Origin of the sequence: Streptomyces sp. JH002 (assembly GCF_050916115.1) — a bacterium.
GTDB classification, from domain to species: Bacteria; Actinomycetota; Actinomycetes; order Streptomycetales; family Streptomycetaceae; genus Streptomyces; species Streptomyces xiamenensis.
In genome coordinates, this window is sequence record NZ_CP087989.1 from 4,730,094 (window position 1) to 4,749,743 (window position 19,650).

20 protein-coding genes are annotated in these 19,650 nt (G+C 74.6%); 9 read left to right on the forward strand and 11 right to left on the reverse strand.

Annotated elements, in window-relative coordinates:
* Nucleotides 1-6: 6 nt before the first annotated feature.
* From kdpC to H7827_RS21635, 6 genes are read right to left on the reverse strand one after another with little or no spacing between them, the layout of a single operon-like run.
* Complete coding sequence (gene kdpC, locus H7827_RS21610) at nt 7-588, reverse strand: potassium-transporting ATPase subunit KdpC (protein ID WP_386537980.1); 582 nt, start codon at nt 586-588, stop codon at nt 7-9.
* A complete protein-coding gene (kdpB, locus tag H7827_RS21615; RefSeq protein ID WP_432747004.1) occupies nt 585-2,651 on the reverse strand; it encodes a potassium-transporting ATPase subunit KdpB in 2,067 nt (688 codons plus the stop codon). The genes kdpC and kdpB overlap by 4 nt, the downstream gene beginning before the upstream one ends.
* Complete coding sequence (kdpA, locus tag H7827_RS21620; protein ID WP_432747005.1) at nt 2,648-4,309, reverse strand: potassium-transporting ATPase subunit KdpA; 1,662 nt, start codon at nt 4,307-4,309, stop codon at nt 2,648-2,650. Before kdpA ends, kdpB begins: the two co-directional genes overlap by 4 nt.
* Nucleotides 4,309-4,398 carry a potassium-transporting ATPase subunit F gene (locus tag H7827_RS21625; RefSeq protein WP_107046929.1) on the reverse strand — a complete coding sequence of 30 codons (90 nt, stop codon included), beginning with the start codon at nt 4,396-4,398 and terminating at the stop codon, nt 4,309-4,311. Before H7827_RS21625 ends, kdpA begins: the two co-directional genes overlap by 1 nt.
* A complete protein-coding gene (locus tag H7827_RS21630; RefSeq protein WP_386537970.1) occupies nt 4,395-4,565 on the reverse strand; it encodes a hypothetical protein in 171 nt (56 codons plus the stop codon). Before H7827_RS21630 ends, H7827_RS21625 begins: the two co-directional genes overlap by 4 nt.
* Before the next feature lie 48 nt (nt 4,566-4,613).
* Entirely contained in the window at nt 4,614-5,420 is an 807-nt protein-coding gene (locus tag H7827_RS21635) for an alpha/beta fold hydrolase (RefSeq protein ID WP_432747006.1), read from the reverse strand.
* A gap of 114 nt (nt 5,421-5,534) precedes the next feature.
* On the opposite strand from H7827_RS21635, the gene H7827_RS21640 reads away from it, so the two are divergent.
* From H7827_RS21640 to H7827_RS21650, 3 genes are all read left to right on the forward strand, one after another.
* The gene (locus H7827_RS21640) at nt 5,535-6,887 is read left to right on the forward strand and encodes a PLP-dependent aminotransferase family protein (protein WP_432747007.1); all 1,353 of its coding nucleotides are present in this window, start codon (nt 5,535-5,537) and stop codon (nt 6,885-6,887) included.
* 167 nt (nt 6,888-7,054) lie between these two features.
* The gene (locus H7827_RS21645; protein ID WP_432747008.1) at nt 7,055-8,368 is read left to right on the forward strand and encodes an acyltransferase family protein; all 1,314 of its coding nucleotides are present in this window, start codon (nt 7,055-7,057) and stop codon (nt 8,366-8,368) included.
* Between the two features lie 34 nt (nt 8,369-8,402).
* The gene (locus H7827_RS21650; RefSeq protein ID WP_432747009.1) at nt 8,403-9,395 is read left to right on the forward strand and encodes a polyprenyl synthetase family protein; all 993 of its coding nucleotides are present in this window, start codon (nt 8,403-8,405) and stop codon (nt 9,393-9,395) included.
* Here the strand turns inward: H7827_RS21650 and H7827_RS21655 are convergent.
* Genes H7827_RS21655 through H7827_RS21670 form a run of 4 tightly spaced genes read right to left on the reverse strand, consistent with a single transcriptional unit; the run spans nt 9,379 to nt 12,816 of the window.
* A complete protein-coding gene (locus H7827_RS21655; RefSeq protein ID WP_432747010.1) occupies nt 9,379-10,188 on the reverse strand; it encodes a methyltransferase domain-containing protein in 810 nt (269 codons plus the stop codon). The genes H7827_RS21650 and H7827_RS21655 overlap by 17 nt on opposite strands.
* Nucleotides 10,185-11,141 (reverse strand): UbiA family prenyltransferase, encoded by a 957-nt coding sequence (locus H7827_RS21660; RefSeq protein ID WP_432747011.1) that lies wholly within the window; start codon nt 11,139-11,141, stop codon nt 10,185-10,187. Before H7827_RS21660 ends, H7827_RS21655 begins: the two co-directional genes overlap by 4 nt.
* Complete coding sequence (locus H7827_RS21665; protein WP_432747012.1) at nt 11,138-12,259, reverse strand: FAD-dependent monooxygenase; 1,122 nt, start codon at nt 12,257-12,259, stop codon at nt 11,138-11,140. Before H7827_RS21665 ends, H7827_RS21660 begins: the two co-directional genes overlap by 4 nt.
* Complete coding sequence (locus H7827_RS21670; protein ID WP_432747013.1) at nt 12,259-12,816, reverse strand: chorismate--pyruvate lyase family protein; 558 nt, start codon at nt 12,814-12,816, stop codon at nt 12,259-12,261. The genes H7827_RS21665 and H7827_RS21670 overlap by 1 nt, the downstream gene beginning before the upstream one ends.
* A 131-nt stretch (nt 12,817-12,947) precedes the next feature.
* Between H7827_RS21670 and H7827_RS21675 the strand changes: the two genes are divergently transcribed.
* The 4 genes from H7827_RS21675 to H7827_RS21690 are packed head-to-tail and all read left to right on the forward strand — an operon-like array spanning nt 12,948 to nt 16,275.
* Nucleotides 12,948-13,982 (forward strand): lysylphosphatidylglycerol synthase transmembrane domain-containing protein, encoded by a 1,035-nt coding sequence (locus H7827_RS21675; RefSeq protein WP_432747014.1) that lies wholly within the window; start codon nt 12,948-12,950, stop codon nt 13,980-13,982.
* Between the two features lie 42 nt (nt 13,983-14,024).
* Nucleotides 14,025-14,363, forward strand: coding sequence for a PadR family transcriptional regulator (locus H7827_RS21680; RefSeq protein ID WP_432747015.1), 339 nt, complete (start codon nt 14,025-14,027; stop codon nt 14,361-14,363).
* Nucleotides 14,360-15,235: a hypothetical protein gene (locus tag H7827_RS21685; RefSeq protein ID WP_432747016.1), complete on the forward strand. Its 876-nt coding sequence runs from the start codon at nt 14,360-14,362 to the stop codon at nt 15,233-15,235. Before H7827_RS21680 ends, H7827_RS21685 begins: the two co-directional genes overlap by 4 nt.
* Nucleotides 15,236-15,285: 50 nt before the next feature.
* Nucleotides 15,286-16,275, forward strand: coding sequence for a DUF4184 family protein (locus H7827_RS21690; protein ID WP_432747017.1), 990 nt, complete (start codon nt 15,286-15,288; stop codon nt 16,273-16,275).
* Between the two features lie 38 nt (nt 16,276-16,313).
* Here H7827_RS21690 and H7827_RS21695 read toward each other — a convergent pair whose 3' ends face one another.
* On the reverse strand, nt 16,314-17,204 hold the full coding sequence (locus H7827_RS21695; RefSeq protein WP_432747018.1) for an AfsR/SARP family transcriptional regulator: 891 nt from the start codon (nt 17,202-17,204) through the stop codon (nt 16,314-16,316).
* 382 nt (nt 17,205-17,586) lie between these two features.
* On the opposite strand from H7827_RS21695, the gene H7827_RS21700 reads away from it, so the two are divergent.
* Nucleotides 17,587-17,865 (forward strand): acyl carrier protein, encoded by a 279-nt coding sequence (locus H7827_RS21700; RefSeq protein ID WP_200367347.1) that lies wholly within the window; start codon nt 17,587-17,589, stop codon nt 17,863-17,865.
* On the forward strand, nt 17,862-19,640 hold the full coding sequence (locus tag H7827_RS21705) for an AMP-binding protein (protein WP_432747019.1): 1,779 nt from the start codon (nt 17,862-17,864) through the stop codon (nt 19,638-19,640). The genes H7827_RS21700 and H7827_RS21705 overlap by 4 nt, the downstream gene beginning before the upstream one ends.
* The last annotated feature ends 10 nt before the right edge of the window (nt 19,641-19,650 follow it).

The following is a 19,650-nucleotide window of genomic DNA, read 5'->3' on the forward strand; positions in this document are numbered from 1 at the left end:
GCGCTCTCACCCGGCCTTCGCGGCCAGGGCCAGGTTCAGCCGCAGGACGTTGACCCGCTCCTGTCCCAGGAAGCCCAGGGTGCGGCCCTGTACGTGGGTGTCGACCAGCTCGCGCACCTGCTGTTCCGTCAGTCCGTGCGCCCTGGCCACCCGGGTCACCTGCTGGCGGGCGTACTCCGGGGAGATGTGCGGATCCAGGCCGCTGGCCGAGCCGGTCAGCGGGTCCGGGGGCACCTCGTGCGCCGGTACGTGCTCGGTGCGCGCGACCGAGGACCGCCGCAGCCGTACCTCCGCGAGCAGCCGCGCGCTGCTGGGGCCGAGGTTGCTGCCGCCGGTGGCCAGCGGGTCGTAGCCGCCCGGGCGCGGGTGGAACCACAAGGGGCCGCCGAAGTCCTGGCCGATCAGGGAGGATCCGACGACGCGGCCCCCGGCGTGCACGAGGGAGCCGTTGGCCCGGTCGTGGAACGCGCTCTGGGCGACGCCCCAGATGACCACGGGGTAGGCCAGCCCGCACAGCACGGTCATCAGCAGCAGGATCCGCAGGCCCGCGGCGGCCTGGCGCAGTACCGACAGCACCACGGCGCTCAGCCTCCCAGGCCCGGGATCGGGGAGATCAGCAGGTCGATGAGCTTGATGCCGATGAACGGGGTGACCAGCCCGCCCACTCCGTACAGCGCCAGGTTGCGGCGCAGCAGCTTGGAGGCGCCCGCCGGGCGGTAGGCGACGCCGCGCAGGGCCAGGGGGATGAGGGCGACGATGATCACGGCGTTGAAGATGACGGCGGACAGGATCGCCGACTCGGGGGAGTGCAGCGCCATGATGTTGAGGTGCCGCAGCCCGGGGTACAGGGCGGTGAACATCGCCGGGATGATCGCGAAGTACTTCGCCACGTCGTTGGCGATGGAGAAGGTGGTCAGGGCTCCCCGGGTGATGAGGAGCTGCTTGCCGATCTCGACGATCTCGATGAGTTTGGTGGGGTTGGAGTCGAGGTCCACCATGTTCCCGGCTTCCTTGGCGGCGTTGGTGCCCGCGTTCATGGCGACGCCCACGTCGGCCTGGGCCAGGGCCGGGGCGTCGTTCGTCCCGTCGCCGGTCATCGCCACCAGCCGGCCGTCCGCCTGCTCCTGCCGGATCAGGGCCATCTTGTCCTCGGGGGTGGCCTCGGCCAGGAAGTGGTCGACGCCCGCCTCGTGGGCGATGGCCTGGGCGGTGGCCGGGTTGTCGCCGGTGATCATGACGGTGCGGATGCCCATCCGGCGCAGTTCGGCGAACCGTTTCCTGATGCCGGCCTTGATGATGTCCTTCAGCCGGACCACGCCCAGGACCCGGGCGGGGGCGTCGGGGCCCGGCCGTTCGGCGACGACCAGCGGGGTGCCGCCGCTCGCGCTGATGGCGTCGACCAGCGGGCCGACCTCGTTGATGGAGGTGCCGCCGTTGTCCCGCACCCACTTGATGACGGCGGTGGCCGCGCCCTTGCGCACCATCCGGCCGTCGTCCAGGTCCACGCCCGACATCCGGGTCCTGGCGGAGAACGGGACGAAGGCGGCCCCGGTCACCTGGCCCTCCTCGCGGGCGCGCAGGCCGTGCCGTTCTTTCGCGAGGACGACGATGGAGCGGCCCTCGGGGGTCTCGTCGGCGAGCGAGGCCAGCTGGGCGGCGTCCGCCAGTTCGGCCTCGCCGACCCGGGGCACCGGCACGAACTCGGTGGCCTGCCGGTTCCCCAGGGTGATGGTTCCGGTCTTGTCCAGCAGCAGGGTGTTGACGTCCCCGGCCGCCTCCACCGCCCGCCCTGAGACGGCGAGCACGTTGTGCTGCACCAGCCGGTCCATGCCGGCGATGCCGATGGCGGACAGCAGCGCGCCGATGGTGGTGGGGATGAGGCACACCAGCAGTGCCACGAGCACGACCACCGTCTGCTCCCGGCCGGAGTAGGCGGCGGCCGGCTGGAGGGCGGTGACGGCCAGCAGGAAGATGATGGTCAGCGCGGCGAGCAGGATGGAGAGCGCGATCTCGTTGGGGGTCTTCTGCCGGGCGGCGCCCTCCACCAGGGCGATCATCCGGTCCAGGAAGCTCTCGCCCGGTTTGGCGGTGATCCGTACGACGATCCGGTCCGAGAGCACCTGCGTGCCGCCGGTCGCCGCCGACCGGTCGCCGCCCGATTCGCGGATGACCGGGGCCGATTCGCCGGTGATGGCCGACTCGTCGACGCTGGCGATGCCCTCGACCACCTCGCCGTCGCCGGGCACCGTCTGCCCGGCCTCGACGACCACCAGGTCCCCGACCCGCAGCTGTACGCCCGGGACCTCTTCCTCCCGGCCGTCCCCGTCCGGGATCAGCCGCCGGGCCACCGTTTCCCGCTTGGCCCGGCGCAGTGCCGCCGCCTGGGCCCGGCCGCGCCCCTCGGCGACGGCCTCGGCGAGGTTCGCGAACAGGACGGTCACCCACAGCCAGGCCGCCACCGCGACGGCGAACACCCCGGGGGAGGCGGCGGCGAGCACGGTGGTCAGAAGCGCACCGGCCCAGACCACGAACATCACGGGGGTACGGACCATGTGGCGCGGGTGCAGCTTGCGCAGCGCGGCCGGGAACGAGGTGAGGAGCTGGCGGGGGCTGAACGCCCCGGTGGGGGCCTTGCCGCTGGGCCCGGTCACCGCAGTCCCTCGGCCAGCGGGCCCAGGGCCAGCATCGGGAAGAACGTCAGCCCGGCCACCACCACGGCCACCGTGACCAGCAGTCCCGTGAACAGCGGGGTGTGGGTGGGCAGGGTGCCCGTCCCGGCGGGGGTGCGGTGCTGGGCGGCGAGTGCCCCGGCCAGCGCCAGCACCAGCACCATCGGCACAAAACGGCCCATCAGCATCACGAGCCCCAGGATGGTGGTGTAGAAGGTGGTGTCCGCGCCGAGCCCGGCGAACGCGCTGCCGTTGCCGTTCCCGGCCGAGGCGTACGCGTACAGCACCTCGCTCAGCCCGTGCGGCGGGCCCGCCAGGATCCTGGCGCGCGGCTCGGGGAACGCCAGCGCCAGGGCGGTGCCCGTCAGCACCGCGAACGGCATGGCCAGGACGTACAGCGCCAGCAGCGTGATCTCGCGCTGCCGCAGTTTCTTGCCCAGGTACTCCGGGGTCCGCCCCACCATCAGCCCGGCCAGGAACACCGCCAGCATCGCCAGCACCAGCATCCCGTACAGGCCCACGCCCACCCCGCCCGGCGCGACCTCGCCCAGCAGCATGTTCAGCAGCAGCATCCCGCCGCCCAGCGGGGTGAAGCTCTCGTGGGCCGCGTCCACCGACCCGGTCGAGGTGGTGGTCGTGGCGTTGGCGTACAGGGCGCTGTTCCACACCCCGAACCGCCACTCCTTGCCCTCCGTCGCCGCGCCCACCGCCTGCGGCACGTCCCCGTGGTGCGTCGCCTCGGCCGTGGTGACGGCGGCGAGCCCGATCGCCCACAGCGCGGTCATCGCCGCCAGCACCGCCCAGCCGTGCCGGGGCGATCCGGTCATCCGCCCGAAGGTGCGGGGCAGCGCGGACGGGATCAGCAGGAGCAGGAAGACCTGGAAGAAGTTGGTGAACGGGTTGGGGTTCTCGTAGGGGTGCGCCGCGTTGGCGTTGTAGTAGCCGCCGCCGTTGGTGCCGAGCAGCTTGATGGCCTCCTGGGAGGCGACGGGGCCGCCGGTCAGCGCCTGCCGGTCCCCGCCCAGGGTGACGATCTCGCGTACTGCCTGGAAGTTCTGCACCACCCCGGCCGCCGCCATGACGAGCGCGGCGAGCACCGCCAGCGGCAGCAGCACCCGCACGGTGCCGCGGATCAGGTCCACCCAGAAGTTGCCGAGCCGGTCGGTGCGGGAGCGGGCGAAGCCGCGGATCAGCGCCACCGCCACGGCCAGGCCCACGGCCGCCGACAGGAAGTTCTGCACGGCCAGGCCCGCCATCTGCGCCAGCGGCCCCAGCGTCGTCTCGCCCGCGTACCACTGCCAGTCGGTGTTGCTGACGAAGGAGAGTGCGGTGTTGAAGGCGCCGGCGGGGTGCACCCCCGCGTGCCCCTGCGCCAGCGGCAGCACCCCCTGGAGCCGCAGAAGGGCGTACAGGAACAGGGCCGAGACGGCGGAGAACGCGAGCAGCGACAGCGCGTACGCCGTCCACCGCTGGTCGGCGCGCGGGTCGACGCGGGCGATCCGGTACAGCAGTCGTTCCACGCCCAGGTGCCGCTCGCCGGTGTAGACGCGCGCCAGGTAGTCGCCGAGCGGGACGTGGACGAGGGCGAGCAGCGCCACCAGCGCGGCGATGGTCAGCAGGCCGGCGGCGGCGTCGTTCATCAGAAGCGCTCCGGGAAGAGCAGCACCCACAGCAGGTAGAGCAGCAGCGCGCCGCTGGCGCCGAGGCCGAGGATGTTCTCCCAGCTCACCGCTTTCCCCTGTCCGCTGCTCCGCCCGCCGGGTGAGGGTGCGGCGTGCCGGCGGTCTCGCCGTGGGCGGCCCGGTGCGCGTCGCTCACCTGGGCCACCCCCTTCACGATCAGTACCAGAACCGTGAAGCACCCGATCGTCAGCGCGATGAAGGCCACGTCTGCCATCAGCGAAGTCTGCACAGCGCGCCGAGGGGGCGGGGGGCGCGCGCCGGGTCAGCCGGGCGAACCACCCGATCGGGCCAGAGGGCTGTGCTCCGTCAGGAACCCGGCCAGGGCGGCGTTGAAGGCCGACTCCTGCTCCAGGTTCGGCAGATGCCCGGCGGATTCGATGATCTCCAGCCGCGAGCCGGGGATGTGGCGGTGCATCAGCTCGGCCTCGGCGACCGGCGTGAACTCGTCGTGCCGGCCGACCACGATCAGCGTGGGCACGGTGATGCGCGGGAGCAGGGGGAGGTAGTCGGGGCGTTCGGCGCGCCCTCGCAGGGCGGCGGCGGCGCCGGCCGGGTCGGTGGTGTCCATCATCGCCAGTACGTGCCGGTTGACGTCCGGCCGGGTCTGGAGGGTGTCGCGGCACACCATCTTCGGCAGGGTCTCGTCCGCGTACGCGGTCATGCCCTCGCGCAGCAGCCGCTCGGCGGTGGTGCGGCGCACCTGGCGGGCGGGTGCGGAGTCGGCGCGCGGGCTGCCGGCGGCGAGCACGAGGGCGGTGACCCGCTCGGGGAAGAGCCGGTAGAACTCCAGGGCGATCTGGGCGCCCATGGACAGCCCGCCGACGGCGCAGCGGGCGACGCCGAGCCGGTCCAGGAGGGCCGCGAGGTCGTGGGCGAAGACGTCCAGGGTGGTGTGCTCGCCTGCGGGCGGGGTGTCGCCGTAGCCGCGCAGGTCGGGGACGATCACCCGGTGGCCGGCGGCGGCGAGGTGTTCGGTCTGGGGGTGCCACATGGTGCGGTTGAAGGGGTGCCCGTGCACCAGCAGCAGGGGTGTGCCGGTGCCCCGGTCCTCGTACGCCGTGTTCCGCATGGTTCCTCCTGTGGGACCTTGACGGATCGAGGCTATCCGGAGCAATATCCGAGTGCAATAACATCATTGAACTCAGTGCAATGTGCGGGACGAGAGCAATACGGGGTGTGGCGCATGGAGGACTACCGGCTGATCGCCGACCGGATCGCGGCGGACATCGCCGAGGGCCGGCTGCGGCCGGGCGACCGGCTGCCGCCGCAGCGGCAGTTCGCCCGCAGGCACGCCATCGCCGCCTCCACCGCCGCCCGCGTCTACACCGAACTGGCCCGGCGCGGGCTCACCGTCGGCGAGGTCGGCCGCGGCACCTTCGTCCGCGCCACCCCGATCGCCCCGGGACCCTGGCTCTCCGAACCGGCCGACCCCTCCGCCGGGCGCGTCGAACTCGGCATGAACCGCCCGGGCGCCTCCCCCGATCACGCCGCCCTGCTCGCCCGCGGACTCAGCGGCATGCTGCGCGCCGACGTCCTCACCGCCGCGCTGTGGCAGGTCGGGGCCCGCGGCACCCCCGAGGCACGGGCCGCCGCCTCCGCCGGGCTCGCCCGCGCCGGCTGGACGCCGGACCCCGCGCACACCCTGTTCACCGCCGGCGCCCGGCAGGCCATCGCCGCCACCGTCTCCGCCCTGGTGCCCCCGGGGGAACGGCTGGGGGTGGAACGGTTCACCTACCCGCCCGCCGCCGGAATCGCCGCCCGGCTCGGCGTCACCCTCGTACCGCTGGAGATGGACGAGGACGGGGTACGCCCCGACGCCCTGCGCGCCGCCCACCAGCGCACCCCGCTGCGCGCCGTCTACCTCCAGCCCACCCTCCACAACCCGCTCACCGTCACCATGCCCCCGCACCGGCGCGAGGCGGTCGCCGCCACCGTGCGGGAACTGGACCTGCCGCTCATCGAGGACGCCGTCTTCTCCTTCCTGCGCGAGGACGTGCCGCCGCTGGCCGCGCTCGCGCCCGACCACACGGTGCTGGTGGAGAGCCTGTCCAAGCGGATCTCGGCCGGGCTGACCGTGGGCTTCGCGTTCACCCCGCCCGCCCTGACCGAGCAGATCGCCACCGCCGTACGGTCCGGCGCGTGGACCGCGGCGCCGTACGCGCTGGCCGCCGCCACCCGCTGGCTCGCCGACGGCACGGCCGCCACCATCGCCGCCGCGAAACGGGAGGAGGCGGCGGCGCGCCAGCGCATCGCCCGCGAGCGGCTGGCCGGCTTCAGTATCCGGGCCGACGAACGCTCCGACCACCTGTGGTGGGAACTCCCCGCCCCCTGGCGCGCCGACACCTTCCTGGCCGCCGCCTCCCGCCACGGGATCGCCCTGGCCCCGGCCGCCGCCTTCACCACCAACCCGGCCCACGCCCCGCACGCGGTGCGCATCGCCCTGGCCACCCCCTCGCACCAGGTCCTCGACGCCGCCCTGGGCACCCTGGCCGAACTGGCGCGCTCCCGCCCGGAGGAGGCCCGCGAACTGGAGTGAGCGGGCGCCGCCCCGTACGACACGCGCCGCCCCGGGGTCCCCGGGCGGCGGGCGGTCATCGCCCAGGATGGCGAGCACCGGTGGGCGCGAGGCGAGAGACGAGGGCACGCGATGACCGTGGCAGTGACCGCGGCGGGGAGCGTGGGCGGCGGGCCCGCCACCCTCCCGTGACGCCGGACGCCCCGGCCCCGGCCGCACCACCGGGCCGCAACCCGTACGTCGATCTGCTGCGGATCACCGCCGTCGGCTTCGTCGTCGTCGGCCACTGGCTGCTGACCTCCATCAGCGACCGGGGCGGCCACCTGCACGGCGAGGACGTCGTGGACGCCCTGCCGTGGACCCAGTGGCTGACCCTCTTCTTCCAGGTGATGCCGCTCATCTTCCTCGCCGGCGGCTACGCCAACGCCGTCTCCTGGTCGGGACACCACGCCCGCGGCGAGTCCTGGGGAGGCTGGCTCGCGGACCGGGCCCGGCGGCTGCTGGTGCCCACCACCGTGTACGTGGCGGTCACCGTGCTGGCCGTGGTGGTGTGCGTGGCCGCCGGGGTGCCGCCCACCGTGCGGGACGAGGTGTTCTGGGCCGTCGCCCTGCACCTGTGGTTCCTGCCGATGTATCTGCTGCTGCTGGCCCTCACCCCGGCGCTGCTGGCCCTGTGGCGGCGCCTGGGCCTGTGGCTGCCGCTGGCGTTCGCGGCGCTGAGCGCCGTGGTGGACGTGGGCGTCCTCGGCCCCGGCATCCCCGTGATCGGCTGGAGCAACTACCTGTGGGTGTGGGGCGGCCTGTACCTGCTCGGCTTCGCCTGGCGGGACGGCGCCCTCACCCGCCCCCTGCTGCTGGGGTCGGCCGCCGCCGCGGCGGCGCTGTGGGTGGTGCTGGTCGTCCCCGGCCCGTTCCCCGTCAGCACCATCGGCGTGCCCGGTGCCCACATCCAGAACGCCTCACCCCCCTCCATCGCCCTGTTCGCCTACTCCGTCGTCCTCATCGGCCTGCTGCTCGCCGCCGAGGACGCCGTACGCCGCCGGCTGCGCCACCCGCGCCGCGTCACCGCCGCCAACGCCGCCGCGATGCCGCTGTACCTGTGGCACATGGCCCCCGCCCTGGCCATCGGCGCCATCCTCTACCCGGCCGGGCTGCTGCCGTTCGAACCCGTGGGCTCCGGCGGCTGGTGGCTGCTGCGCCCGGTGTGGGTGCTGATCTGCGCCGCCCTGCTGATCCCCCTCGTCCTGGCCATGGCCCGGCTGCCGCACCCGCCCCCGTACCCCACCCGCACCCGCTGGAGCACCGGACCGTGGCTGCTCCTCGGGGCGGGCCTGACCGCCGCCTCCTTCGCGCTCGCCCGCCTCGCCCTGCGCGGCTTCGCCCCGGACGGACGCCTGCCCGCCCTGCCCCTGCTGTGCTACGCGGTGGGCGTCGCCCTGCTGCTCGCCGTCTCCGCCGCGCCACGGACGGGTGGCGGTCCCGGGCATTCGGCGTCCGCGTAGTGCCCGATCGCGCGCCACCGCGTTGACTCACCATGTGACTCCCGGGACGACGACCACCCAGGTACGGGCCGCGCTGGAACAGCGATTCGGCCGCGGCCGCGCCGGCGACGAGCTGGACACGATGAACCGGCACGCCGTGCTCTCCGGCGGCAAACTGCTGCGCCCCCTGGTGCTGCTGGAGTTCGGCGCCGCCACCGGCACCCGCCCCGCCCGGCTGCTGGGCGCCGCCGAGGCCGTCGAAGTGCTGCACTCCGCCTCGCTCGTGCACGACGACATCATCGACGGCGACGACACCCGCCGCGGACAGCCCGCCCTGCACCGGGCGTTCGGCACCGAACGGGCGCTGGTGACCGGTGACGCGCTGTTCTTCATGGCGTTCAGCGCGCTCACCGGCTGCGTACGGGCCGGGGTGCCGGCCGAGGCGGTGGTGCGGGCCTGCGGCCTGGTCGCCGAGGCGGGCGAGGAGATCTCCCGGGGCGTGCTGCGCGAACTGGCCCTCAGCGGCGGCTGGGAACTGCCCCCGCAGGAGTACCTGCGGATGGCGGGCGAGAAGACCGGTGCCCTGCTGGCGCTGGCCGGGCGGCTCGGAGTGGTGCTGGGCGGCGGCGACGAGCCGCGCGTGCGGGCCGCCACCGCCTACGGGCACGCGCTCGGGATCGCCTTCCAGCTGCGGGACGACCTGCTGCCGTGGACCACCGGAGAGGCGGTGGCCGGGAAACCCGCCGCCAGCGACCTGCGCAACCGGCGGGCCGCGATGCCGCTGCTGCTCGCCTGGCAGTACGCGGGGCCCGCCGACCGCGAACTGCTGACCGGGCTGCTGGCCGGCGCCGCCACCCTCCCGGACCCGGAGCTGCTGGCCCGCGCCGCTCCCGTGCTGCGCCGCACCGACGCCATCGGGCGCACCGGCGAGCTGGCCCGCGCCTACGCCACCGCCGCGAAGTACGCCCTGACCGGCGGCTTCCCGCCCTCCCCGCACCGCGACCGGCTGATGGCGCTGGCCGACTGGTCCCTCACCCGCGACCGGTGAGAGACCGGCCTCCCGCCGCGACGCGGACCGGGACGGCGGGCGGGGCCGTCCCGGCACCCGGATGCGGCAGGGCCCTCACGCGTCGCGGCCCACCGTGGCCACCAGGTAGCCGGGGAACGCGAAGCGGACCGTCAGCGGGAGCGGCGCGGCCAGCTCGCGCAGGGCCGCCGCGCCGTACGCCTTGCGCAGGCTGATCACCCCGTCGTGCACATGGGTCGGCCCCCCCGGTCGCGAACATGAGCGGGACGGCCGCCGCGCACACCCAGGGGCTGCGCCACGCGTCGATCAGCAGCAGCGTGGTGGCCACCCGGGTGCCCTCGCGCAGCACGGCGCGCACCCCGTCCGGCGGCAGATGGTGCAGGCTCGCCGCGAACACCGCCACGTCGAACGCCGCGTCCGGCGCGTCGATCGCCGTCGCGTCCAGCCGCCGCACCGCCGCCCTGGGGTGCGCCCCCAGCTGCCCGGCCTCCAGCGCCGCCACCGCGTCCGGCGCCACATCGCTCACCGTCACCCGCGCCCCCGGGTGCCGGTGCAGCACCCGCCGGGACAGGCCGCCGGTACCGGCGCCGAGTTCGAGCACCCGGGGAGAGGGGGCGGCCCCGGCCCGCTCCAGGGTCCAGCGCGCGTACCGGTCGTAGCCGCGGGTCAGCAGCTGCATCCGGTGCAGGGCCCGCCGGACCCGGGCCGCCTCGTGCGGGGTGTCGGGGCGGTCGAGGTACTCGGGCTCGTCCGTCTGGTAACGCCGGTCCAGCCAGGAGGCATCGGGGCCGCCGCGCGGCATGACGGCCGTCATGCGGGCCGCGCCATGGCCAGCAGGATGACCACCAGCACCAGGACCGGGTACAGGCTGGCCCGGTTGAAGACGGCCAGCGCCGTCTCCGGGCGCGGGTCGCGGTACAGCGCGAGGCCGGGCACCAGCAGCGCCCAGCAGCCGGCGAGCACGCTGCCCACCACGCCGATGGCCCGGAACGAGGACCACCCGGCGATCATCAGGGCGACCCCGCACACGAAGGTGATCAGCAGGAACGCGAGCACCAGGCGTGCTGTGACCCGGTGGCCGTACACGACGGGCACGGTGCGCACCCCCAGGTGCACGTCCTCCTCCACGTCGGCCCAGTCGTTGACGAGGTTGCGCCCGCCGATCTCCCAGGCGGCCATCCAGCAGAAGAACAGCGGCAGCCGTACCCAGTCGACCCCGCCGCCGCCCGCCGTCACCGGGGCCAGCGCGAACCAGCCCGCGCACGCCGCCAGCCCCACGCACGCCCCGGTCAGCCAGAACTTGTGCGGGGTGACGGTGGCCAGCGCGCAGTACACCACCTGGAGCAGCGCCGCCACCACGAACAGCACCGCGCACAGCCAGTGCAGCCAGGCCGCCAGCACCAGCGCGAGCCCGCCGAGCGTCACCACCCAGGCGACCGCGCCGGGGTAGGAGAGCCGGCCCTGCGCCAGCGGGTGCCGGACGCCGGTGCTGTCGATGTCGAAGCCCTCGTAGGAGCGCAGGTGGGCGAACCGCTTGCGGTCCAGCCGGTGGTCCAGCAGGTCGTTGACCGCGAACAGCGCGAAGTACCCGGCGAACGCCGCCACCAGCGCCACCCCCAGCCGGTCCAGCGGCGGGTTCGGCACCGCGATCAGCGCGCCGATCAGCGGCTGGGCGACGGACAGGGAGGCCTGCGTGCCGCGCGAGAAGCCGTACAGGGCCCGCACCCGGTCACGCATCCGGTCCGCCAGGACGGGGATCGCCATCATGCTCTCCACTCTTTACGGTTCACGTGTCCCACGAACTCGCGGGCGAAGGCCGCCGCCTCGGGGCCCGGCCGGGTCAGCCGCCGCAGTTCCTCCAGCGCGTCCCCGGGCGGCCTGTGCAGCAGGCGCATCAGACGCTCGGAGAAGTCCTGGGCACGGCGCAGCGCCGCGAGCCGGCGCTGCCCGTATCCGGCGAGGCCGCCGTGCAGCAGGGCGTGCGCGAGGTCGGCCGCGTCGTCGATGGCGAGGTTCATGCCCTTGGCGCCGGACGGGGTCAGCAGGTGGGCGGCGTCGCCGGCCAGGAACAGCGGCCCGTGCTGGAGCGGCCGGGTGACGCGGCTGTGCATGCGCAGCGTCCGCCGCTCGTACAGCACGCCGAGCGCGGGGCCGCCCTCCAGCCGCAGCCGCAGTTCCTCGCGCACGCGCTGCTCGGGCCAGTCGGCGGGAGTGTCGCCCGCGGCGCACTGGAGGTAGAAGCGGCTGATCGCGGGGGTGCGCGGCATCATTCCGGCGAACCCGCGCTCGTGCAGCGCGTACAGCACGCCGGGGGCGGGGGCGTCGACCTCGGCGAGCACCGCGAGCCAGTCGTACGGGTAGCGCTGGGTCACCTCGCGGCGCAGCACGGGGTGGAGGGCGTGCCGGCTGACGCCGTGTCCGCCGTCGCAGCCGATGACGTAGTCGCAGTCGATCTGGAGCCGGTCGCAGCGGATGCGCCGCAGTTCCTCGACGGCGCGGGCCGGGGTCGCGAACCAGGGCAGCCGTCCGTCGGTCTCCAGGGCGGCGATCAGGTCGCGGACCAGCCACTGCTGCGGGTACACCCAGTGCCGGGCGCCGCCGGTCAGGGCCGCGTAGTCCATCCGCAGCCGCTGTCCATGGCACAGGAACTCGCACCAGCCGTGCCGGGTGCCCTCGGCGAGCAGCCGGTCGGCGAGGCCGTGGGCGCGCAGGTAGGCGACGGTGCGTTCCTCCAGCAGGCCCGCCCGGGCGCGGCTCTCGACGCGGGCGCGCGGGTGGCGTTCGACGACCTGGCAGTCGATGCCGGCCCGGCCCAGCACATTGGCGAGCACCAGCCCTGCCGGTCCGGCGCCGATGATGCCGACCTGGGTGCGCAGCCGGCGCATCAGGGGGACACCAGGGAGGGGTGGAACAGTTCGTTGACCAGGACCAGGGGCCGCTCCCCGTGCCACAGCAGATACGTCTTGTAGCAGGCGGGTTCTCCGCTGGGCCAGCGGCGGCGGCCCGCGTCCAGGACGGTGCGGCGGTGGCCGGTGCCGGCGGCGTGCAGGGCGGCGCCGATGGGGAGCCGGCCGTCCGCCAGCAGTGGCCGGATCTCCGGCAGCAGATCGTCGCGGGCGACCACCTGGTTGACCGACAGCCAGCGGCCTCCGGGGCCGGTGAGCGCGGAGTGCCGGGTGAGGACGCCCTGTCCCTCGCCGATCTCCAGCAGTGCGGGCACCGGGCGCCCGGCGCGGCCCGCGGGCATGCGGTCGGCCCGCAGCAGCCGTACCCGGGGGGCGGCGCCGGTCAGGGCGTGCAGCGCGGTGGTGGTCAGGCCGTCGCCGCTGAGGAGCATCCGGGTCAGGGGGGAGGCGAAGTCCGCGATCCGCTCGGTGAGCGTGGCGCCGCCGGTGATGTCGAAGACCTCCGTGTCGAAGGCCGCGGCCCGTAATGAGCGCACCGGCACCCTCCTCGTCTCACCCTCGCCCGGTTCACCAGAAGCACAACGCCCCCGGCACCGGGAGGTCACGGCGGATCCCCCGCATGTACGACGAGAACCGGACGCTCCCCACTGTTACCGTCAAAACCGTCATGACGCATGGTGATCAGCCCGGTATCGATGACAGCCGGCCCCCGCCCAGAGCCGGATGGCTGGTGTGGCTGCTCGCCGCGGCGGTGATCATCGCGGCGCTGGTGCTGGCGGCGTCCCGCCGGGACGAGTTGGGCGGGGCGTTCGAGCAGTTGTCCCACGTCAATCCGGTCAAGGCGGCGCTGGCCCTGGTCTGTCAGGCGGGCGCCCTGTGGTGCCTGGCCGCCGTCCAGCGCTGGCTGCTGCTGACCGGCGGGCTGCGGATGGGCATGCGGCCGCTGCTGTCCATGATCCTCGCCTCCAACGCGGTGGCCGGCGCGCTCCCGGGGGGCGCCGCGTTCTCCGCCGCCTGGCTCTACCAGCAACTGCACCGCAGGGGCGCGAGCAAGGCGCTGGCCGCCGCCTCGCTGGTCATCGCCGGGGCGCTGTCCGCGCTCGGCCTGATCGTGGTGCTGGCGGCGGGGCTGCTGACGGCCGGTGCCCGGGGGCCCGGCGCCGTTCTGGGCCGGATCGGGTTCGTGCTGGTGCTTCTGGCGCTGCTGGTGCTGGTTCTGGCGCGCTCGGCCGCGGTGCGGGCCTGGGCGCGTCGCAGGTGGCGGCGGGTCCAGGCCCGGCACCGCAGGGCCAGGGAGGGCACCGAGGCGGTGAACCGGCTGCTGGTGCAGGCCCGCGCCATCCAGCCGGGCTTCCGTCCGTGGCTGCGGCCGTACGCGTACGCCCAGTTCAACTGGCTGCTGGACGCGGCCTGTCTGATCGCCTCGCTGTGGGCGCTGGGCATCTCGGTGCCCTGGCACGGGGTGCTGATCGCGTACGGGCTGACGCAGATCCCGGGCAGTCTGCGGCTGACCCCGGGCGGGGTGGGCGTGGTGGAGGCGAGCATGGCGGCGCTGCTGGTGGTGTACGGGCTGAGCGCCGCCGACGCGCTGGCGGCCACGCTGCTCTACCGGATCTGGAGCTACTGGCTGTTGCAGCCGATCGGCTGGGGCTGCTGGCTGGCGCTGTCGGTGCAGGGGCGCCGGGAGGCCAAGGGGGAGTGAGCGCGGGGGACGGCGCTCCGCCGGGCGGAATACTCTGTTGGCATGAGTGAGCGAGGGATGCAGGAGCTGGCCCTGCTGCTGCTGACGGCGCTGGCCAACGCGCCCCGGCACGGTTACGCGATCGCGCAGGAGGTCAAGGCCATCACGGACGGCCGGGTGGTGCCGCGCACCGGCGCGCTGTACGGGGCGCTGGACCGGCTGCTGGCCGATGACCTGATCCGGGTGGAGCGTGACGAGGTGGTGGACGGGCGCGCCCGCCGTACGTTCGCGCTCACCCCCGCCGGCCGGGACCGGCTGGCGGCGGAGGCGGAGCGGATGGCGGCCACCGCCTCCGAGGCGCGCCGGCGGCTGGGCATCGGCGGCGCCGTGCAGCCCACATGAGCCGCAGTCCGGTCCGGCTCTACCCGGCCGGCTACCGCGCCGTGCACGGACCGGAGATCGCCGAGACGCACCGGGAGCTGACCGCCGGGCTGTCCCGCGCCGCCCGGCTGCGGGCCGACGCCGATCTGGCGGCGCACGCGCTGCGGATGCGCCTGGGGCTGGACCCGGCCGCGCCCGGCGGGCGGCTGTTCGCGCTCGCGGCGCCGTTCGCGCTGGCCACCGCCGCGGTGGTGGCCGGCCTCGAACTGACCGACTGGTACCGGACCCTGGTGCTCTCCCCGACCACGCTGCGCGCCATGGTGGCCGGTACGGGGGCCGCGTGGGGGCTGTATCTGCTGTGCTCGCTCCTGGTGTGCGGGGGCGCGATCGTCGCGCTGACCGGGCGTTGGGCGGCCGGGGTCGCCGCGGTGTCGGGCGGGCTGCTGGGGACGGTCGCGCTGTGGCCGGCCGTCGGTCCGGCGCGCGGCGGGGGCGCGCTGGTGCCGGTGCTCGCCCTGCTGACGGTGGCCGTCGTGCTGGCCTGCCCGCGGGACCGGCGGGCGGATCCCGGGGTGTGCGCGGCGGCCGGGGTGATGGCGGCGGTGGGCTGGTTCCCGCTGGTGGCCGTGGGCACCGGGGAGTTCGCGGTGAGCACGGACTACGGGGCATGGCCGCTGCTGGTGCTGGCCGCCTCGGGCATCGTGCTGGCGGTGCGGCGGCGCTCGCGGGGGCTGTACGAACTGGGGGCGATGGCGGTGGCCTCCCCGCCGCTGATCGGCCGCGCGTACGCGGACGCCTGGCTCGATCCGTGGCCCGTGGTGCTGCTGTCTCTGGTGCTGCCGCTGGGGGCGGCGCTCACTGTCGGGGTGTGGCGGGTGCGGCGGGGAAGCTGACCGCATTGCCATAGTCCGTTGAAGTGAATAGTCTCCTGTGCGTTCCATTGTTGAGCGCGAGCAGAGAGAGCACCGCGTTGCCGTTCACGCTGTCCCACCCCGCGGCCGTCCTGCCGCTGCTGCGCCGCCCCTTCGTCCCGGCGGCCCTCGTCATGGGCGCCCTCGCCCCCGACGTCCCCTACTACCTCGGTGAGCTCGGCGTCGCCGCCACCTCGTCCGGCGACTGGTACGAGCCGTTCCTCAACGCCACCACGACACACGGGCCGCTGACCGGGCTGCTGGTCAACCTGCCCATGGCCCTCCTGCTGGTCCTCGGCTGGCGGCTGGTGCGCGGGCCGCTGGTGGCTCTGCTCCCGGCCCGGGTGCGGGTGGGGTCACCCGCCGCCGCCCCCGGGGCCGGGCCCCGGGAGCGGGCGCGGTACGCCGGATGGCTGGTGCTCTCCGCGCTGATCGGGATCGCCACCCATCTCGCCTGGGACGCCGTCACCCACGGGGACGGCTTCCTGGTCACCCGCGCCGCCCTGCTGAGCGAGCCGGTGCTGGGCGGACTGACCGTCTCCCGGCTGCTCCAGACCCTCAGCACCGTCCTCGGCCTGGCGCTGATCGCCCGCCATCTGTGGCGGCGCCGCGACCGGACGCGGGCCGGGCACCGGGACGCGGGCAACGGCGGGGGCCGGCTGAGCCGCCCGGTGCGGCTGACCGTGCTCGCGCTGCTGGCCCTGGCCACCGCGCTGGGCGTCGCCGCCGGGGCCCGCGCCGACATCGACGCCTTCCGGTACACGACCGTGGTGGACCACGAGCACCCCGTCACCCGCGTCTTCGAGGACGGTACGAGCGAGACGACGTACCCGGCCACCACCGTCCGGGCACCCTGGGGGACCTTCGCCGAGGGGGTGCTGACCGGCGCCGCCAAGCGCGGGGGCGCCGCCTTCACCGCAGCCCTGCTGCTGTACGGCGCGGCCTGGCACACGTACCGGCCGCGGGCAGGTGGCGGCCCGGTCTCCGCCGAACAGCCGGTGCCCCCGGGCCCCGCCGCGTGACCTGATCCCGCCGTGCGGCCCGGGCCCCCGCCGCGGGGTCAGCGGCCCCGGGTGAGGCGTTTGCCGGGGAGGCCCGGGGCAAGGCGGGCCGTGCGGGGCGGGGGGAGCCGGGTGGTGGGGGCCGGCGGGCGGGTGAAGAGGCGGGCCGCGGCGGTGGGGGAGCTGAGCGCGGGGGACTGGGTGAGAATGGCGCGTTCCAGGTCGCGCAGTTCGCGGCCGGGGGAGACGCCCAGTTCCCCGACGATCGCCGCCTTGGCCCGCCGGTAGCGTTCCAGCGCGTCGGCCTGGCGGCCGCTCTGGTACAGGGCCAGCATCAGCTGGGCGCACAGCCGTTCCCTGACCGGTTCCGCCGTGGTCACCACGCTCAGCTCGGCCGTGACCTCGGCGACGCGCCCCAGCATCAGGTCGGCGGTGATCTTGTCGCTGAGCACCTGCCAGCGGTCCTCCTCCAGCGCGGTCAGCTCCGGCCAGGCGACGCCCGCCTCGATCAGGTCGGCCAGCGCGCGGCCCTGCCACAACCCCAGGGCGTAATCGAGAAGGTGAGCGGCCGACGCCCAGGAACCGACCGCCAGCCGCCGCCGTCCGTGCGCGACGAGACGCGCGTAGCGCGGCAGATCGATGTGGTGCGACGGCACGTGCAGGACGTAACCGTGGGGCCCGGCCGCCAGTGAGTACGGCGTCGCGCTGTGGGTGGGTCCGCTCCCGGCCGCCAGTGTTCTGCGCAGCCCCGAGACGGCGTTCTGGAGGATCTTGCGCGCGGTGGCCGGCTCGTTGTCGTGCCACAGCGCGTCGATGAGCCGTCGCGTGGCGACGGGGGTGTTCGCGTGCAGCAGCAGGAACCCCAGCACGGCGCGCTGCCGGACACCGCCGAGCGCCAGCCGTTCGCCTTCGTGCAGCACTTCCAGGGGGCCGAGCAGGTGGAATTCCACCGCGGAACCATCCCATCTCGGGCATCTCGCGTGCGCGTGGGGGGCGTTGGCGACATTGCCAAGGCAGGACGAACGTTCCAGGGGGACATGATCGCACGGCGCCCGCCGCCGTTGAAGGCGGTCGCGCGGCACCGGGCGGCGCTGCCCGGCGCGGGCCCCGTTCCAGCTCTCCCGTGGCCGCCCGTGCCCGTTCGTCGCGGCGCAACGCCCGTCCACGCGCCGGTCATCGCCCGTCCACCGGCCGCCCCGCCGGCCGATTACCACGGGAAGAACAGCGGATGGGGGCCAGTCAATACGGTCGCTGTGCGGCTCCACCATGCGCCACCTCGATGACCACGACAGCGCCCAGCCCTCTGTTGACGCATAGGACGGTTTCCTCACCATGGCGTACTCATCCGACGAACAAGAGATCTTCGAGACGCTCCGGCAGATCGTGTCCGACACGCTGCGGGTGCCGGCCGAGCAGGTGACCCGGGAATCCGTGCTGTCCGATCTCGGCATGGTCGAATCCATCAAGCTGCTGCGGGTCGCCGGCAAGGTCGAGCGGCGCTTCGACATAGAACTCGACGACAGCCTCTTCTTCCAGGGCGTCTCCCTGGGCCGGCTGGTGGAGGAGATCGCCGCGCAGCGCGCCGCCACCGTCTCCGGGGAAGCGGCGTGAGCGGTACGCGTGGCACGGGCGGTGCACCGGAGTTCGCTCCCGCCGTGCCCGCCTCCGTCACCCTGCTCGACGGCCTGTTCACGTACGCGGCCGAGCGGTATCCCGAGCAGCTGATCGGCGCCACCGACCCCCAGCGGGCCGTCACCTTCCGTCAGTTGGAGCGCGACGGGCTGGCCCTGGCCGCCGAACTGCGCGCCCGCGGCGTCGAACCCGGTGCCCCGGTGGTCTTCCCGGCCGGTTCCCCCGCCGACTTCTTCCCGGTGCTCAACGCCATCGTGTCGGTCGGCGCGATCGCCGTCCCGGTCTCCGCGCGGGCCGGCCGCAACCAGGCGTCCGCCGCCCGGCTGCGGCACATCGTCGAGGACTGCCGAGCCGCCCTGATCCTCGCCGACGACGACGCGGTGCCGGTCCTGGCCGAGGTGCTGCCCGATGTCACCACCCAGCCGCTGAGCGAACTGCTGCGCACCGCCCGCGCGTCCGCGCCCACCGCTCCCGGCGACGTACGCCCGCCCGGCCGCGACCCGGGGGACCTCGCCCTCATCCAGTACACCTCGGGCAGCACCTCCCACCCGCGCGGGGTCGCCCTGACCCACCGCAACGTGCTGGCCGCGCTGCGCATCATCCCGGCCGCCCTGCGGCCCCGCACCACCGATGTGATCAGCCACTGGCTGCCGCTCTCCCACGACCTGGGCCTGTTCGGCTCGCTGGCGTCGCTGGGCAGCGGCATCCGGGTGTGCGTGTCCGCGCCGCGCGACTTCGTCAAGCAGCCGGCCGAGTGGCTGGCCGCGTCCTGCGCGGCCGGCGCGACCATCCTGGTCGGCCCGGACTTCTTCTACCAGTACCTGGTCGAGGCGGTACCGGCGGAGGAGGTGGCGGGCTTCGACCTGTCCGGCGTACGGCTGGCGCTCAACGGCGCGGAGCCCATCGACCCCGAGGGACTGGGCCAATTCGCCCGGCACTTCTCCGCCGCCGGCTTCCGGGCCCAGGCGCAGGTGCCCTGTTACGGGCTGGCCGAGGCCACCCTGCCGGTCAGTTTCGACTCCGACAGCCGGCCCCCGACCATCGACTGGGTGGACCGCGCCGCGCTCAACGACGAGCGCAAGGCCGTCCCCGCCACCACCGGCGCGCGGGGTGTCGTCAACTGCGGAACCCCCGCCCCGGGCGTCGAGGTCCGCGTCACCGCCGACGGCGAGGTGGTGGGCGAACGCGCGGTCGGCGAGATCGAGATCCGCGGCGAAGCCGTCACCGCCGGCTACTACCGCGAGCCCGCACCGTCCGGGCTGCCGGACGGCTGGCGCGGCACCGGCGACCTCGGCTACCTGGCGGACGGCTGCGTGCACATCACCGGGCGCAGCAAGGAGATCCTGATCCTCGCCGGGCAGAACCACTACCCGCAGGACATCGAGGACGCGGTACGCGATGCCCCCGGCCTTTTCCGCCGCTCCGCGATCGCCGTCGTGCTGCCGGCCGACCCGGACGCCAAGCTGCCCGAGCGGCTGTGCGTGTTCGCCGAGGTCGCCACCGAGGGCCCGTACACCGAGACCGTCGCCGCCATCCGGCGCTCCGCCGCCGAGGTGCTGGGCGGTGCCTCCGTCGACGTGGTGCTGCTGTCCGCGCTGGCCATCTCCCGCACCACCAGCGGCAAGTTCCAGCGGCTGCTGATGCGCCGCCGGCTGCTGGAGGGCACGCTCAGCAAGGTCGTCGCCCGGGTCTCGGCCGCCGAGACGCTGCCCGCCCCCGGGGCCGGCCAGGGAGGTGCGTCATCGCTCGGCTGACCGGCGAGGG

Excerpts from the sequence above, each read along its gene's own strand:
- kdpA (WP_432747005.1), bottom strand. The coding sequence starts at position 4,309 with ATGAACGACGCCGCCGCCGGCCTGCTGACCATCGCCGCGCTGGTGGCG.
- H7827_RS21630 (WP_386537970.1), bottom strand. The coding sequence starts at position 4,565 with ATGGCAGACGTGGCCTTCATCGCGCTGACGATCGGGTGCTTCACGGTT.
- H7827_RS21635 (WP_432747006.1), bottom strand. The coding sequence starts at position 5,420 with ATGCGGAACACGGCGTACGAGGACCGGGGCACCGGCACACCCCTGCTG.
- H7827_RS21640 (WP_432747007.1), top strand. The coding sequence starts at position 5,535 with ATGGAGGACTACCGGCTGATCGCCGACCGGATCGCGGCGGACATCGCC.
- H7827_RS21655 (WP_432747010.1), bottom strand. The coding sequence starts at position 10,188 with ATGACGGCCGTCATGCCGCGCGGCGGCCCCGATGCCTCCTGGCTGGAC.
- H7827_RS21660 (WP_432747011.1), bottom strand. The coding sequence starts at position 11,141 with ATGATGGCGATCCCCGTCCTGGCGGACCGGATGCGTGACCGGGTGCGG.
- H7827_RS21665 (WP_432747012.1), bottom strand. The coding sequence starts at position 12,259 with ATGCGCCGGCTGCGCACCCAGGTCGGCATCATCGGCGCCGGACCGGCA.
- H7827_RS21675 (WP_432747014.1), top strand. The coding sequence starts at position 12,948 with ATGACGCATGGTGATCAGCCCGGTATCGATGACAGCCGGCCCCCGCCC.
- H7827_RS21680 (WP_432747015.1), top strand. The coding sequence starts at position 14,025 with ATGAGTGAGCGAGGGATGCAGGAGCTGGCCCTGCTGCTGCTGACGGCG.
- H7827_RS21685 (WP_432747016.1), top strand. The coding sequence starts at position 14,360 with ATGAGCCGCAGTCCGGTCCGGCTCTACCCGGCCGGCTACCGCGCCGTG.
- H7827_RS21700 (WP_200367347.1), top strand. The coding sequence starts at position 17,587 with ATGGCGTACTCATCCGACGAACAAGAGATCTTCGAGACGCTCCGGCAG.